Here is a 16,319-nt window from a genome sequence, read left to right on the forward strand (position 1 = left end):
GGGATACATCAACATGATCATTAAGCCAAAAATTCGCGGTTTTATCTGCACCAATTCTCACCCAGTGGGTTGCGCCGAAAACGTTAAACGTCAAATCGAATTTGTCCGTAATAAACCTGCTATTACCAATGGTCCTAAGAATGTATTAGTCATAGGCTGTTCCACAGGTTACGGACTTGCTTCAAGAATTACGGCGGCTTTTGGTAGCGAAGCTCATACTCTTGGTGTGTGTTTTGAAAAAGAGCCTACAGAAAAGAAAACAGCGACAGCTGGTTGGTATAATACTGCTGCTTTTCATAAGGAAGCGGACAAAGCCGGTTTAGCTTTCCATTCAATTAATGGCGATGCATTTTCTGATGAAATTAAGCAGGAAAGTATCGACTACATTAAGCAAAACATGGGGAAAGTTGACCTCGTTGTTTACAGTCTGGCATCACCTAAACGTAAAGACCCCGATAGTGGCGAAGTTTACAGTTCAGTGTTAAAGCCAATAGGCAAACAATACACAACCAAAACCTACAATACGGACAAAGATCAGGTACACGAAGTGACACTTGATCCGGCTACCGATGAAGATATTGCCAATACGGTAAAAGTAATGGGCGGTGAAGACTGGGAACGCTGGGTTAAAGCTCTGCATAATGCCGGCGTGCTGGCCGAAAATTGTCAAACCACTGCTTATACGTACATAGGTAAAAAACTGACACTGCCAATTTATGGTCATGCCACCATCGGCCGTGCAAAAGAAGATCTGGATCGTGCGGCATCAGAGCTCGTCGCCAAATGTGATGATCTTAATCTGAAAGCTTACGTTTCTTCATTAAAAGCGTTGGTAACACAGGCGAGCTCAGCTATTCCTGTTATGCCGCTGTATATTTCATTAATTTATAAAGTGATGAAAGAAGAAGGCACACACGAAGGTTGTATCGAACAAATTTACCGCCTGTTTACCGAAGGCCTATATAGCAGTAACCCTGAACTGGATGATGCCGGTCGGCTTCACATGGACGGTTACGAAACCAACGATAAAACTCAAGCAAAAATAGAAGCACTCTGGGAGCAAGTCACTCAGGATAACTTCCACCAGCTTGCCGATTACGAAGGATACCATCAGGAGTTTCTGCACTTATTCGGTTTTGGCTTCGATAATGTCGATTATGACGCGGATATTGATCCAAAAGTAAACTGGTAAGCGTTGTGGGAAAAATGCTAAAATCCCAAAGATAAGTGTGGAAAATGTTTCAGGTTGCTGACCATAAGCCCCCCGAAGGCGGTTGCTTGTGTCGGTAACTATTTGATTATTCAGGTTTCCAGCCCTAGTGGCTGGTTGTGATGAATCTTCCCTTAACGAGTAGTGCAAACGCATATGATTACGATCAAGAAAGGGCTGGACATCCCTATTAAAGGGGCGCCCCAGCAAAAACTATCCGACGGTAAGGCTGTGACGACAGTCGCTACCCTTGGTGAAGAGTACGTGGGTATGCGCCCAACCATGCACGTGAAAGAAGGTGACCAGGTTAAAAAAGGTCAGCTGATTTTCGAGGATAAGAAAAACCCTGGTGTCAAGTACACAGCCCCCGGGGCTGGTGTAGTAAAAGACATCCTGCGTGGTGAGCGCCGAGTGTTGCAGGCGGTTGTTATTGAGCTGAAAGGTGACGAGCAAGTTACTTTTGACAAATTTGACAGCGACAAACTCAATTCATTAGGTCGTGAGAAAGTTCAGGACGTTTTGGTTGAGTCTGGTCAATGGACTGCGCTTCGTACCCGTCCTTACAGCAAAACTCCAGCATTAGATGCAGAGGCCAGCGCGATTTTTGTCAACGCGATGGATTCTAATCCGTTAGCTGGCGACCCAACTTTATTTATAAATGAACAAAAACAAGCTTTCATTGATGGCCTTAAGGTTCTTTCTAACCTGACCGAAGGCAAGTTGTTTGTTTGTAAAGCGAGTGACGCCGAAGTGGATACTGGCGACGCAGATGTCACGCTGGAGTCATTTTCCGGCCCTCATCCATCAGGTTTGGTTGGTACTCATATACACTTCCTTCAACCTGCGAGCATCAAACGCCCGGTGTGGCACATCGGATATCAGGACGTTATTGCTTACGGTAAGTTATTCACGACAGGTGAAATCTTTACTGACCGCGTTGTTGCTGTTGCAGGCGAAGCCGTTAAAGAGCCTCGTTTGCTGCGCACACGCTTAGGTGCAAATTTGCACGAGTTAACGGATGGTGAGCTAAACGGTGATAACCAACGTATTATTTCAGGGTCAGTCCTGCATGGTCACACTGCGGATGACGCGCACGCCTGGTTAGGTCGTTTTCACAATCAGGTTAGCGTTATTCCGGAAGGCAATTATAAAGAGTTCCTGGGCTGGATACGTCCTGGTTCTGACTTGCATTCAGTTACACGCGCTTATGCCGGACACTTTAATCCGAAGAAGTTATTCAGCATGACCACGTCACTGAATGGTTCTTCACGTTCAATGGTTCCAATTGGCAACTACGAACGCGTAATGCCTTTGGACATTCTGCCAACATTACTGCTGCGTGACTTGTTATCAGGGGATACTGATGAAGGTCAGCAGCTGGGTTGTCTTGAACTGGACGAAGAAGACCTCGCATTGTGCACTTATGTTTGCCCCGGGAAGTACGAATATGGCCCGGTGCTGCGTGACTGTCTCACTAAGATTGAGAAAGAAGGCTAACCATGAGCTTGAAAGACACACTCGAGCGTATTGAACCGCAATTTGAAGAAGGCGGTAAATACGAGAAGTGGTACGCGCTTTACGAAGCCGTAGCCACTATTTTGTACACACCAGGAACTGTGACTAAGTCGGCTACGCACGTTCGTGACCGTATCGACCTTAAGCGCATCATGATTCTGGTATGGATGATGACGTTCCCGGCAATGTTCTGGGGGATGTATAACGTTGGTAACCAAGCTGCATTGGCTTTGGCTGACGGCTATGCGCTTTCTGACGTCTGGCAAGTTGGGTTATTCCACTTGTTTGGCGGCGAGTTAGGTGCTAATGCCGGCTGGGGCGCGAAAATGTGGTATGGCGCGTGTTTCTACCTGCCTATTTACGCGGTTACCTTCTTTGTTGGTGGTTTCTGGGAAGTTCTGTTTGCGTCTATTCGTAAACACGAAGTTAACGAAGGTTTCTTCGTTACCTCGGTTTTATTCTCCCTGATTTTGCCGGCAACAACGCCACTATGGCAGGTTGCTTTAGGTATCACCTTCGGTGTCGTGATTGGTAAGGAAATTTTTGGCGGTACTGGCCGTAACTTCCTTAACCCGGCACTAACCGGTCGCGCATTCTTGTACTTCGCTTATCCTGCCAGCATGTCTGGTGATTCTATCTGGACGGCTGTTGATGGCTTCTCTGGTGCAACAAACCTGGGTAAAGCGGCTCTGGGAGAAATGGATTACGGTAACACCCAGCTTTGGTGGGACGCTTTCCTTGGTAACATCCAGGGGTCAGTAGGTGAAGTTTCAACCTTACTTATTCTGGTTGGCGGTTTAGCGTTAATTTATTTCCGTATTGCCTCCTGGCGTATTGTTCTGGGTGTCTTTGTCGGCATGGTGCTGTTCTCCGGACTACTGAACCTTATTGGCAGCGAGACAAACCCAATGTTCGCTATGCCTTGGTACTGGCACTTAGTATTGGGTGGTTTTGCTTTCGCAATGATGTTTATGGCGACTGACCCAGTATCTGCGTCCTTTACCAATAAAGGGAAGTTTGCGTACGGCTTGTTAATTGGTTTTATGACGGTGATGATTCGTGTCATTAACCCGGCATTCCCGGAAGGAATTATGTTGGCCATCTTATTTGCTAACGTATTTGCACCGTTATTTGACCACTTTGTAGCACAGGCAAATATCAAACGGAGGTTAGCGCGCAATGGCTAATAAAAATGAAAGTTTAGGCAAGACCGTTGGTGTCGTGCTGGCGCTTTGCCTGGTTTGCTCAATTGTTGTTTCTGGTGCCGCTATTGGTTTGAAACCCATGCAGGAAAAGAATGCGGCACTTGATATGCAGAAGAACGTTTTGGATGCTGCCGGTATTCTGGAAGCCGATACCGACGTTGTTGAAACTTACAAGCAACGTATCGATACCATGGTTGTCAGCCTTGAAGATTTAACCGTTAAGGATGACATTGACCCGACATCGTTCAGCAACCGCAAAGCAGCCGGTGACCCTGAAACAAGTAAGAAACTTAAGAAAAAGAACGATCCTGCTGGTTTAGGTACCCGAGAAAATTTAACACAGATTTACCTTGTGAAAGATGACAGCGACGAAACAACAGGTCTTGTTCTTCATATCCGTGGTCAGGGTCTGTGGGGAACCATGTACGGTTTGCTGGCGTTAGAAAGCGACTTTGACACGGTTAAAGGCGTTAACTTCTACGAGCACTCTGAAACGCCGGGGCTTGGTGGTGAAATCACTAATCCGGCCTGGATAAAAACTTGGCAAGGTAAAGAAGTTTACGGCGAGGACGGTAACGTCCAGTTTGAAGTGGTAAAAGGCGGCGCCAAAGGCGAGCACGAAGTTGATGCGCTTTCTGGTGCAACTTTGACCAGTAATGGTGTTGAATACCTAGTTCAATTCTGGATGGGCGAAAATGGTTACGGTCCATTACTCAAGAAACTTCGTGAGGGAGAGTTGAACAATGGCTAGTGCAAAAGAAATGAAGTCCGTATTATTCGGACCGATATTCGCCAACAACCCCATCGCACTGCAGATCCTTGGTATCTGTTCTGCATTGGCTGTAACGTCGAAAATGAGCAACACACTGGTTATGTGCATTGCACTAACCGCTGTTGTCGCTTGCTCTAACTTATTTATTTCGATTATCAGGAATCATATTCCGTCAAGCGTACGTATTATTGTTCAAATGACAATCATCGCGAGCTTGGTTATTGTCGTTGACCAGATACTAAAAGCTTACGCTTACTCAATTTCTAAAGAATTGTCAGTGTTCGTTGGCTTAATCATTACTAACTGTATCGTTATGGGTCGCGCAGAAGCTTACGCTATGAAGAGCACTCCGTTTATGTCTTTCCTGGACGGATTGGGTAACGGTTTAGGTTACTCAGTGGTGCTGTTGGTTGTTGGCTTCATTCGTGAACTCTTTGGTTCAGGCAGCCTGTTTGATGTACAGATACTCCCTCTGGCATCACAAGGTGGTTGGTTCGAGCCGGTTGGCTTGTTACTGATGCCACCAAGCGCCTTCTTCATCATTGGCGGGTTTATCTGGGTACTGCGTACCTTCCGCACTGAACAAGTTGAACCTAAGGAGTAATGGTCATGGAACAATATATCAACCTGTTCATCCGGGCGGTTTTCATTGAAAACCTGGCATTGTCCTTCTTCTTAGGTATGTGTACGTTTTTGGCCGTATCTAAGAAAGTTAAGACAGCATTTGGTTTGGGTGTTGCGGTTATTGTGGTGCTAGGTATTTCGGTACCAGTAAACAACTTAATTTACCACAACATTCTGGCACCTGGCGCACTAGAGTGGGCCGGTTTCCCGGATGCTGATTTAAGCTTTTTGAAATTTCTGACCTTTATCGGTGTTATTGCGGCATTGGTACAGATTCTGGAGATGACGCTGGATAAATATGTGCCTGCATTGTACAACGCACTGGGTATTTTCCTGCCACTCATTACTGTTAACTGCGCTATTTTTGGTGGCGTAGCTTTCATGGTAGAGCGCGATTACAATTTCGGCGAATCCGTTGTTTTCGGAATTGGTAGTGGTGTTGGCTGGGCTTTGGCTATTGTTGCTTTGGCCGCAGTGCGCGAAAAACTGAAATATGCAGATGTACCCGATGGCCTGCGTGGCTTGGGTATCACATTTATTTCAGTGGGTCTGATTGGTTTGGGCTTTATGTCGTTCTCCGGCGTATCCTTATAACCAGCGTGTTGAATCGGTAAAAAAAGGTACGAATCGATGCAAGAGATATATCTCGGTGTAGGGATGTTCACCATCATCGTACTGGTTTTGGTTGCGATTATCATGTTCGCAAAATCAAAGCTGGTACCTCAGGGTGATGTGGAAATCCTGATTAATGAAGACGACGACAAAAAGATCGTGACTCAGCCAGGCACTAAACTCCTGGGCGCGCTCGCTAACGCTGGAATTTTCGTGTCATCAGCGTGTGGTGGCGGTGGTTCATGTGGGCAGTGTCGTGTCACGGTTAAAGAAGGTGGCGGTGATATTCTACCGACTGAACTTGATCATATTACCAAACGTGAAGCTCGTGAAGGCTGCCGTCTTTCGTGTCAGGTTAACGTTAAACAAGACATGAAAATCGAATTACCAGAAGAGGTTTTTGGTATTCGCAAGTGGGACTGTACGGTTAAGTCTAACGACAACGTAGCAACCTTTATTAAAGAGTTTGTGGTTCAATTGCCGGAAGGTGAAGATGTGCCTTTCCGTGCGGGTGGTTTCATTCAGATTGAAGCTCCGCCGCATCACGTTAAATACAAAGATTTTGATATTGCGGAAGAATATCACGCAGACTGGGATCGCTTTGGCTTCTTTGACGTAGAGTCAAAAGTTGATGAAGAAGTTGAGCGTGCCTATTCAATGGCTAACTATCCGGAAGAAAAAGGCATTATTATGCTGAACGTCCGTATAGCAACGCCGCCACCAAACGACTTAAGCTTGCCTGCAGGCAAAATGTCATCGTACATTTTCAGTCTGAAACCAGGCGACAAGGTCACAATTTCAGGTCCATTTGGTGAATTCTTTGCCAAAGAGACGGATGCTGAAATGGTGTTCATAGGTGGTGGTGCTGGTATGGCACCAATGCGTTCTCATTTGTTTGATCAGATGCGTCGTATAAAAACGGATCGTAAAGTATCCTTCTGGTACGGTGCCCGCTCGAAAAAAGAAATGTTCTATGTTGAAGATTTCGACATGCTGGCCGAAGAGAACGACAACTTTGAATGGCACGTGGCATTGTCCGATCCGCAGCCTGAAGACAATTGGGAAGGTGATACTGGCTTTATTCACAACGTTCTTTATGAGCGTTATCTTAAAGACCACGATGCCCCAGAAGATTGTGAATATTACATGTGTGGACCACCGGTTATGAACGCGGCAGTTATCAACTTGTTGAAAGACTTAGGCGTTGAAGATGAAAATATCATGTTGGATGACTTTGGTGGTTAATTCATGATGCTATCGAAATTGTCGATTGCTAAAATTTGGCTAGCCCTTTTGGGGCTGGCCTTTTTAGTTTCTTGTTCTGATTCACCTGAGAAAATTTCGTTTAGCGGAAAGACTATGGGAACTACCTATAGTGTCACTGTTTATTCGAAAGACCCCAGACATAACAGAGATGAAATTCAGAAAAAAGTCGATACTGTGCTCGAACGCGTAAATGCACAAATGTCGACTTATGATCCCGAGTCTGAGCTTTCCCTGTTTAATCAGTTTAAAAGTACCGAACCGATGGTCATTAGTCGTGATCTTGAACGGGTGGTCACTCGCGGGCTTGAAATTGGGGAGGAAACTGATGGTGTTCTGGATATAACCGTCGGTCCTTTGGTTAACCTTTGGGGGTTTGGCCCTCAGTCGAGACCAGAAAAAGAACCGTCTGAAGAAGAGTTGAGTGCGGTTCGTAAAAAAACCGGTTATCAGAAATTACGTGTAGAAAACCATCAGCTGATTAAAGGTAACCCGGATCTATACGTCGACTTGTCCACTATAGCCAAAGGTTACGGTGTCGACAGAGTTGCTCACTTGTTAGATCAGTTGCGGATAAAGCAATACCTGGTGGAAATTGGCGGTGAAGTTATCGCGAAAGGCGGCAAACCGGATGAAGCATTATGGCGCCTGGCTATAGAAAAACCGGTTTCAACGGAACGTGCGGTGCAACGTGTTGTCCAATTTAAAGACGGCGCGTTGGCGACTTCGGGTGATTATCGCAATTATTATGAAGAAGATGGTAAGCGATACTCCCATATTATTAATCCGGTAACCGGTGCTCCTGTGCAGCATAACTTAGTTTCGACTTCAGTTTATGCTAAGGACACAATGTCTGCCGACGCTTATGCAACTGCATTATTTGTAATGGGAACGGAAAGAGCAAAGTCCTTCGCAAAAAAACACAATATGGCAGTTATGCTCATTTATAAAACCGAAGACGGTTTTGAAGAGTATATGAGTGACGCATTTAAGCCGTTGTTGGCTGAGCAGTAGTAGGAGTTTTAATGCAAACCTTTATAATGGTATTCGCCTTATTCATCATTGTTGTGCTGGCAATGGCCGTTGGTTATATTGTACAGCGTAAGACAATTTCCGGCAGCTGTGGTGGCATCGGCGCTCTGGGCATGGAAAAAGCCTGTGACTGTGATGAACCATGTGACAAGCGAAAAGATAGAATGAGAAAGGAACAAGCCTGGAAAGAAAACCAGATTCATTGACCCTTTTAGTCATAAAGGTTATAAACATATAACTTTTAGTTAATTTGGAGGGTAGCATGAAACCAGTAGATATTCAGACCAACGCAAACGAACTCTATCTGGACTGTAATGCTACCACTCCGGTACTTCCCGAAATTATCCAAGCTGTTTCTCACACTATGGAAACGGTTTTTGGGAACCCTTCAAGTAGCCATATTACTGGCTTAAAAGCTCGCTATATTCTGGATACCACACGTCAGTTAGCTCGCAAAATTGTCGGCTTGCAGTCGGGCCGGCTTATTTTTACTAGTGGCGCGACAGAGGGCATACAGACTGCCGTTGTTTCTGCAATTAACGCCGCTATGCAGGTTGCTCCCGATAAGCGAAAAAAATATCTGCTGTATGGTGCGACAGAACACAAAGCAGTGCCCCAAGCCTTGGCTCACTGGAACCAGTTACTTGGGCTGAAAGCTGAGCTTGTTGCCATTCCAGTTGATAAACAGGGCCTGTTGGATAGCGAGTTTATTGCTGAGCATGCAAAAGATGCTGCCATGATATGCACTATGGCTGTGAATAATGAAACCGGTGTTATTCAGAACTTAAAACAACTGGAAGAAACCATACGTCAGCATAACCCGGATGTACCCTGGATGGTCGATTGCGTTCAGGTATTAGGGAAAAAAGCTCTTAATTTAGATGAAACAACCATTGATTACGCTCCGTTCAGTGGTCATAAGCTTTATGGTCCCAAGGGCATCGGGTTTATGGCAGTTCGGCATTCAGCGCCTTATACCCCGCTCATTATTGGCGGAGGGCAGGAATCAGGTTTGCGTTCCGGTACCGAAAACTTACCCGGAATAGCAGCATTAAATGCGTTATTTGAATTAATGCTGGATGACAGTAACCGCCGTTTTCATAGTGAGGCTACTTTACAGGATTATCGTTCGCAGTTGGTTGAAGCCCTGCGATCCGCCTTTCCCTCTATTGTCTTTAATCATGACTTTGAGCATTCGGTTCCTACGACACTGAACTTTTCCGTAGAAGGTGTCGCATCGCGCGATATTATGGATGTTTTTGACGCCTGCCAGATAAGAGTGAGTTCAGGCTCTGCCTGTAGTTCTAAGGTAACAAAGAGCTTTGTTTTAGACGCCATGGGGCTGGAAGAGTGGCGCAGCGGTTCGGCTATTCGATTATCTTTTGGCCCGGCAACGCGACAAGAGGAAATTACTGAGGCCTGCGTCCGTATAAAGCAAGCGGCTGACGCATTGAGAAATTCTTGCCTGATTGTTGCGGATACGAATAACGATAACGACGCTCAGTTAGATGGCGTTGTGCAACTGAAGTACGATGATCATTGTTGTTACCTGGTGATAGATAAGCAAGCGAAAGAAATAGCCGTTATCGATCCTCATCCGGCTTTAGCTGGCAGAATTGAGAATATTGTTAGTTGCCAGCACTATCAAGTGAAAGCGGTGGTATCGACATCCGCTGATTCAATAACTAGCCAGTCTATCGAGTTGCTATTGCCAATACTCATGCCCGAGCAGTCTATTGGTGAATACGATGTGTTTGGCTGGCCGCAGTCTGCTGTTGACTCTTGTGACGCGGTTCCGGTTGAATGCGTGGGTAGCGTCAGTGGCTGTGTGAGTATAGGCGAGAGGCGTTTGTTTCGAGTCGGTAGTCGCAATCCGGTTTACGTATTAAGTGAATCAGCTGCACTGAAAAGCCGGGTGGGTTCAGACTTTTTATTTACTGGCTCTGAGGCAGCACCAAGTGCTTACGAATGCTTTATCGGCGAGAGTACGCTTATTTGCCCGGGGCAAGACTCGGAGCATCATATTGTTTACACGCCTTGTGAATTAAACGGCGACTGTCGTGTTGATGACGGGGTTAATATTCCGGTGGGGGATACTGACGAGTTCTGGCATCGCAATGACTTACTCATTATTGATGTGCGGGAGCGGCAGGAGCATGTGTTGTCCGATATTCCCTGCAATGCAGAGGTGGTCAATGTGCCACTAACCGAAGTTATTCAATTTATACACAGTAACTCACACTTGCGCGAACGAGATGTTATTTGCTTGTGTCGCTCAGGCAACAGAAGCCAGGTTGTCGCTAATGTGCTTAAGCGGCACGGATTTAATAGCCGTCACTTATTAGGTGGGTTGGCTTTATTAAGTTCCCCAGCCGCTTAATATGTGAGTAACCGTCAGAGTTTCGGGCGCTGTTGCGGCGCCTGCCATTGCAAACGGCCAACGTAGCCGTCTTTACCAACCAGCCAGCAGCTGATATCCCCATGACACTGAATATTCCAGATATTGGCATCAGAGAGCTTAAACCACTCATTACTCTGTAGGTTTAATGCTGCCGCGCCTTGAGGGTTAGACGTCAATAACCAGGAACCATTGTGGTCGACCAGGCTTAAGCTATAAAGAGCGCCTTTAATGGGCGGCCCGGGCAAGGCTTCAAATTCGTTGTTTTGATAATGCCACAAACGATTTTCGTCACCAGAAGCATCATTTAAGTCACCACCGGCAATATAAAAGGTTTTATCGTCAATAGGCCATACACTGGTAATGCCCGCCATAGGTCCTGCTTCCATTGGTGTTTCTACCACACGAAAGCGAATGCCAAACGAGCCTTTAATTAATACTCGAGCTTTATCAGCATTACCTGTTGCTATCATCCAATTGTCGTTATTAAAGCGGGCGCAGCTGCCACTTGAGGCGAAACCACCTTCGTTAGACTGAGGCGGCTCGGCGACCGCACTGCGAACTTGCATCCAGTTGCGACCATCGGCACTGCGTACCATCCGCCACTCATCGCCAACGCTGTCGCCATGCACCCAGGCTTCACCGCTAGGAGAGAGCGCCATACAATTGAAGAAGCTATCTGACTCACCGCGATAACGTAGACGCCAGCTGCTGCCACCATTTTCAGTGTAGTAAATACGTGACTGACCACCGGTACCAACGCTTAACGCATAGGCTCGGCGGTCATCAATAGCTTCAATATCGCGAAAATCGAGGTCACCGGGTCCGGGTTGAAAATATTCCCAGCTTTTTCCTGAATCGGTGGTTCTGGCTACAGTTCCTTTCTCACCTGATAGCCAGATGGTATCGCGACTAACCGGACTCACGCCCACCCATTGTTGCTGGCGGACGTTATCAAAAATTTCGATTTCCGGCGGCTCAGCAACTGCTGATAAACTGAACAATGCGCTGAAAGGCAAAGCGAGCCTGAGTATATTAATGGCTCGCTGCTGTAGCTTCGAAGTCATAGACGTAACCTAATTAATTATGCATATTACTGAGTGTAACACGTTTCCTTTTTACCGATACGTCAGTTCGAAGCTGCCGGTTTACTGGGCGTCGAAACACAAGCCATTGTAAGAAATGCTGTCATCGCTCATCAGGTACAAGTAAGTTGGCATCAGATCTTTGGGTGTTTTAAGCGACTTAGCGTCTTCTGCCGGGTACGCTTTTGCACGCATTGATGTGCGGGTCGCGCCGGGGTTAATGACGTTAGTGCGCAATTTGGTATCTTCATACTCGTCGGCGATAACCTGAGCCATACCTTCAGTAGCAAATTTACTGACAGAATAGGGTCCCCAGAATGCGCGTCCTTTTCTTCCTACCCCCGAGGATGTGAAAACTAAGGAAGCGTTCGGAGACTTTTCCATTACCGGAATCAGTGCCTGAGTCATCGCAAACTGACCCGTGACGTTAACCTGCATAATGTCGTCCCAACTGTCTTTTTCAATGTGAGTAAAAGGGGACAGAATGCCAAGCAGGCCTGCGTTATGCAGCACGCCGTCAAGTTTACCGAACTGATCCGCAATGGTGGCCGCCATATCTCGGTAATGATTTTCTGTTGCGCCTTTTAAATCGAGCGGAATAATTGCCGGTTGCGGGCTTCCCTGAGCGATAATTTCATCGTAAACCGACTCCAGCTTGCTAACAGTGCGGCCTAGTAAAATAACTGTGGCACCATGTTCAGCGTAGCTCAGAGCGGCTTGACGACCAATGCCGTCGCCTGCACCAGTAACTAAAATAACCTTATTTTTCAATAATTCAGGACTTGCCTGATAATCATGTACGGTTTTAATTTCCATAACAGTTTCTTAATACCATTGGACTGTGGTCGGGTGAGTGGGCTATTGTAACGATATTCGAGTAACTTCTCAGCAAACGAACGAAAAATCCGTAAAAAGCCTTTCATCTTATTTGATACAGGTGTATAAAAATCGTTAAGAGAAGACGTAAAATAACAAATCATAAAAAGAATTGAGGATACCTCATGAAGAAATTATTACTCCCGCTTGCAATTGGTTCTGCACTTAGCCTTGTAGGCTGTGGTAGCGGTGACGAAGCTCCACTTACAGAAAAGGAAGTTAGTGTTGCTGCGTCACGCGTAGTTTTTGACCCGTCGAATGGTGAAATTCCAATTCCAACAAACATTTTGTTGGGTGAGAATGATGGTACTTTGGAGCTTCCAATTGGTGATCCTAACTCAGCTCAAGCAGCTACACGGATTGCGTTGAACGGTCTTGATGGCTGGGGAACTCACTCGCCGTTGAGCTTTGAGCTTTCTTTACCTGTTGACCAAAATGGTGAACAAGTGTCATTGAATCCGGCAAGTGTTGAAGCTCAGGGCGCTGTTCGAGTATTCAAAACTGTTCAGGGTGGACAAGTTGACGTTGAGTCTTGCGTGTCAACTAACCCCGTAGTTGGCGCTTTACACGAAGCGCAGTTAGCTGCCGGTGAAAGCTCTACCATTGCATCAAGCCCAGCGGCGGTTTGTTCAATTAGTGAAGAACTTACTCATGGAGAGGACTTTCAGGTTCAAGCTACAGGTGCTGGCTCTTTTGTCGTTATTCCAACGCAACCTTTTGAGCCAGAAACAGGCTATTTAGTGGCGTTAACGGACAATATTCAAGACTCTTTAGGTCGTCGTGTAAAGGCATCGCAAACATACACGTTAATGAAACGTTCGGTGGCTGAATACCCAGCTTCGGACGAAGATGATGCTCGTAATTTACAAAGCTTAATTAATGTTTATGAAGCGGCATTGACCGTAGGGGCAAATGTTGACGCTGAAGATGTCATTTACAGCTCCAACTTTACTACTCAGTCAGTAGGCACAGCTTTAGGTGCTGTGAAAAGCTTGTATGCTCAGCGAGTTCCCGCGGGAGCAGTTCCAGCATTAGGATTGGGCCCGCACCCAGACGGAGCTGCAACCGTTGGTGATCTGCTGGACCCAGAAAAATACAGTCAAGATGCGATTCAGGTTGCATCTGCGGCTAATGTTTATGTCGGTAAAGTCGAATTACCGTATTACTCTCCTGTTCCTACAGCGGAGAACCCAACTGCTCCACTAACCGGCCGCTGGACAGCGAAATGTGATAGCGCAGCTGCGATACTTAATGCTGTAGCAGATGGAGAAGTAAACCCGGCAGAAGCAGGCATTACTGCGGAAATGCTGGCTAATCCAGAATTATTAGTAATGGAAAATGAAGGTGGGTGTTTTAATCTGTCTGATTCAGATGATCAGCCAATTGACCCGGAACGTCATGTCACTAAATACAGTCCAATTCCTGAAAAGCAATCAGATGAAGAGGTTACTGTATTTGCGACAACACCTAATGTTGCTGTAGCCAACATGATACGTCCAAGCTTCGGTTTAGAGCCTTTATCTGCTCCTGCCGACGGTTGGCCAGTAGTGATTTTTCAGCATGGCATTACGGCAGACAAGAACAGTGCTGCGGCAATTGCAGGAACCCTTGCTGTGGCAGGTTATGCAATGGTTGCAATTGATCATCCGCTGCATGGCGATAGAGCTTTCGGAGAAATCAACGCTTCGAGCGAGGCCGGTGCAATTAATTACATGAACTTACAAAGCTTACTGACCACGCGAGATAACGTCAGACAATCAATTTCTGACCTTATCGGCCTTCGCTTAAGTTTAAGTAATGCGTCATTCCCTGATAGCAGCACCATAAATGCTCAAGATGTTCATTTTGTTGGGCATTCATTAGGCGCCATTGCTGGAACTGGCTTTACAACCATTGCGAATGCTCCGTTTAGTAAGAGCCAGTTAGAGCCATTGGCTCCGATGTTTAAAGTGCAGGCGTCTGCGCTTGGCATGCCTGGCGGTAGTTTAGCTAATTTCCTACTTGCATCTGAAGAATTTGGACCTGTTATTAAAGGTAATATTGCTTATAACGCGAGTGAGGCGTTCGCGGAAAGCGTCGATACTCAAGCAGAGGCGGCTGGCATCGAGAAAAATACAGCGGCTTATCTTGAACTTTTAGCAGCCGCTTATGCAGAGTTTGAAGCCAATGGTGACCCGGAAGCCGTTGCTGAACTTCAAGCGAGTTTGAATCAGTTTGCATTTGCCGCTCAAACGGTTGTCGATTCTGCCGATCCAATTAATTATGCGAAAAGTTTGAGAGCTCTCGGAACACCGTTGTTAGCGATAGAAGCGGTCGGTGATTCAGTGATTCCAAATAACGTTCCTCCTCTTGGTGGCACCGAGCCTCTGGCTGCGCTGTTAGATTTAGAAGGCATCTCAACTACGACAACGTCTGAAGATGGTACACCGGTACGTGGCATTGTTCGCTTTGGTGGTGACGCAGAACACGGCTCACTGGTTGACGTAGGCCCATCTGCTGCAGTTACCGCAGAAATGCAGCAACAAATTGCTTTCTGGTTTGCAGCCGACATGTTGCAGTTACCAGTAACCAACGAAGAAGTGGTAGAATAATCTCAGGTTATTGAACACTTGGTATTCAAAGGCTGGCAGTTATGCTGGCCTTTTTCGTTTTAGGAGAGTGGTATGGATTTTGTTGCTGATATTGGAGGCTTTTTACTAAAAGCCGCTATTATTGTGGTGGCTGTTGGTTTTATTGTGGGCCTTATTGCTCAGGCGGCGCAGAAGCAGAAAAAGAGTAAAGGCGATTTGCAAGTCACGCATTTATCTAAAGAGCTGAATGAGCTGAGTGAGCAATTGAAAATTGAGCTTATGGATAAAAAAGCTCAGAAAAAAGCGCTAAAAGCGTTAAAGAAAAAGAAGGCTGCGGAGAACAAAGAGAAACGCCTTTTTGTTATTGATTTTAAAGGCAGCATGGATGCAAAAGAGGTCGACAGTTTACGCCATGAAGTCAACGCTATTCTAAACTTGGCCACTGAGAAAGACGAAGTACTGGTAAGACTTGAAAGCGGCGGTGGTGTGGTTAATGGTTATGGTCTCGCGGCGGCTCAGTTGCTGCGTTTAAGAGAGCATAACTTAACCGTTAATGTTGCTATAGATAAAGTGGCGGCAAGCGGCGGTTATATGATGGCCTGTGTTGGTCATAAGCTCATGGCGGCACCTTTTGCTTTTATTGGGTCAATTGGTGTGGTGGCGCAAATACCGAATTTCCACCGTCTTTTGAAAAAGCATAATGTTGATTTTGAACAATTAACCGCGGGCGAATATAAGCGCACTTTGACTATTTTTGGTGAAAATACCGATGAAGGCCGTCGTAAGTTTAAACAGGATTTAGAGGCCATTCACCATCAGTTTAAGTCTTTTGTTCAGGAAAATCGCAGCGAGCTGGATATAGACAAAGTAGCAACAGGCGAGGTCTGGTCAGGTCAGGAAGCGAAAGATCTCGGCTTAATTGATGAAGTGATAACCAGTGACGCGTGGTTAATGAAACAGCATAAGGGGTTTGATGTATTGCAATTACAGTATGTTATCCGTAAACCGCTAAGTGAACGTTTTGCAAAAGGTATGTCCGTTATTATCCATACCTTAAAATCTTCCTTAACCCGGTCAGATGTCGCACAATAGAAGGTGTTCAGCGAGGCTTAAAGTTTTATAGCTGCTTATTTAAATGCTTTCTGCTAGGCTATCGC

Annotated in this window: 14 protein-coding genes; 12 read left to right on the forward strand and 2 right to left on the reverse strand. The window is 46.0% G+C overall.

Translation table 11 applies throughout. The features are described 5' to 3' along the window. Window positions 1–13: 13 nt before the first annotated feature. From fabV to U0358_RS04660, 10 genes are all read left to right on the forward strand, one after another. Window positions 14–1,192 carry an enoyl-ACP reductase FabV gene (gene fabV / locus U0358_RS04615; RefSeq protein ID WP_322407226.1) on the forward strand — a complete coding sequence of 393 codons (1,179 nt, stop codon included), beginning with the start codon at window positions 14–16 and terminating at the stop codon, window positions 1,190–1,192. Window positions 1,193–1,366: 174 nt separating this feature from the next. Next, window positions 1,367–2,707, forward strand: a complete 1,341-nt coding sequence (locus U0358_RS04620) for a Na(+)-translocating NADH-quinone reductase subunit A (RefSeq protein ID WP_317496493.1) — start codon at window positions 1,367–1,369, stop codon at window positions 2,705–2,707. A 2-nt stretch (window positions 2,708–2,709) separates the two neighbouring features. Then, entirely contained in the window at window positions 2,710–3,912 is a 1,203-nt protein-coding gene (locus tag U0358_RS04625) for an NADH:ubiquinone reductase (Na(+)-transporting) subunit B (protein WP_317496494.1), read from the forward strand. Then, a complete protein-coding gene (locus U0358_RS04630; protein WP_317496495.1) occupies window positions 3,905–4,681 on the forward strand; it encodes a Na(+)-translocating NADH-quinone reductase subunit C in 777 nt (258 codons plus the stop codon). Before U0358_RS04625 ends, U0358_RS04630 begins: the two co-directional genes overlap by 8 nt. Next, window positions 4,674–5,306 carry an NADH:ubiquinone reductase (Na(+)-transporting) subunit D gene (locus U0358_RS04635; RefSeq protein ID WP_317496496.1) on the forward strand — a complete coding sequence of 211 codons (633 nt, stop codon included), beginning with the start codon at window positions 4,674–4,676 and terminating at the stop codon, window positions 5,304–5,306. Before U0358_RS04630 ends, U0358_RS04635 begins: the two co-directional genes overlap by 8 nt. A 5-nt stretch (window positions 5,307–5,311) precedes the next feature. Next, entirely contained in the window at window positions 5,312–5,920 is a 609-nt protein-coding gene (gene nqrE / locus U0358_RS04640) for an NADH:ubiquinone reductase (Na(+)-transporting) subunit E (protein ID WP_126782735.1), read from the forward strand. 36 nt (window positions 5,921–5,956) lie between these two features. After that, window positions 5,957–7,183: an NADH:ubiquinone reductase (Na(+)-transporting) subunit F gene (gene nqrF, locus U0358_RS04645; RefSeq protein WP_317496497.1), complete on the forward strand. Its 1,227-nt coding sequence runs from the start codon at window positions 5,957–5,959 to the stop codon at window positions 7,181–7,183. A gap of 3 nt (window positions 7,184–7,186) precedes the next feature. Further along, window positions 7,187–8,215 (forward strand): FAD:protein FMN transferase, encoded by a 1,029-nt coding sequence (locus U0358_RS04650; RefSeq protein ID WP_317496498.1) that lies wholly within the window; start codon window positions 7,187–7,189, stop codon window positions 8,213–8,215. A gap of 11 nt (window positions 8,216–8,226) precedes the next feature. Continuing rightward, window positions 8,227–8,439 (forward strand): (Na+)-NQR maturation NqrM, encoded by a 213-nt coding sequence (nqrM, locus tag U0358_RS04655; protein ID WP_287795902.1) that lies wholly within the window; start codon window positions 8,227–8,229, stop codon window positions 8,437–8,439. A 56-nt stretch (window positions 8,440–8,495) separates the two neighbouring features. Further along, entirely contained in the window at window positions 8,496–10,613 is a 2,118-nt protein-coding gene (locus tag U0358_RS04660; protein WP_322407227.1) for an aminotransferase class V-fold PLP-dependent enzyme, read from the forward strand. Between the two features lie 14 nt (window positions 10,614–10,627). Here the strand turns inward: U0358_RS04660 and U0358_RS04665 are convergent, their stop codons facing one another. Next, window positions 10,628–11,698 (reverse strand): WD40/YVTN/BNR-like repeat-containing protein, encoded by a 1,071-nt coding sequence (locus U0358_RS04665; protein WP_317496500.1) that lies wholly within the window; start codon window positions 11,696–11,698, stop codon window positions 10,628–10,630. A gap of 81 nt (window positions 11,699–11,779) precedes the next feature. Further along, on the reverse strand, window positions 11,780–12,532 hold the full coding sequence (locus tag U0358_RS04670; protein ID WP_322407228.1) for a YciK family oxidoreductase: 753 nt from the start codon (window positions 12,530–12,532) through the stop codon (window positions 11,780–11,782). A 185-nt stretch (window positions 12,533–12,717) separates the two neighbouring features. On the opposite strand from U0358_RS04670, the gene U0358_RS04675 reads away from it, so the two are divergent. Both U0358_RS04675 and sohB read left to right on the forward strand, forming a co-directional pair. Beyond that, a complete protein-coding gene (locus U0358_RS04675) occupies window positions 12,718–15,183 on the forward strand; it encodes a VolA/Pla-1 family phospholipase (protein ID WP_322407229.1) in 2,466 nt (821 codons plus the stop codon). A 72-nt stretch (window positions 15,184–15,255) separates the two neighbouring features. Continuing rightward, window positions 15,256–16,254 (forward strand): protease SohB, encoded by a 999-nt coding sequence (sohB, locus tag U0358_RS04680; protein ID WP_322407230.1) that lies wholly within the window; start codon window positions 15,256–15,258, stop codon window positions 16,252–16,254. The last annotated feature ends 65 nt before the right edge of the window (window positions 16,255–16,319 follow it).

It is taken from the genome of Idiomarina sp. PL1-037 (genome assembly GCF_034422975.1).
In the GTDB taxonomy this organism is placed as follows: Bacteria; Pseudomonadota; Gammaproteobacteria; order Enterobacterales; family Alteromonadaceae; genus Idiomarina.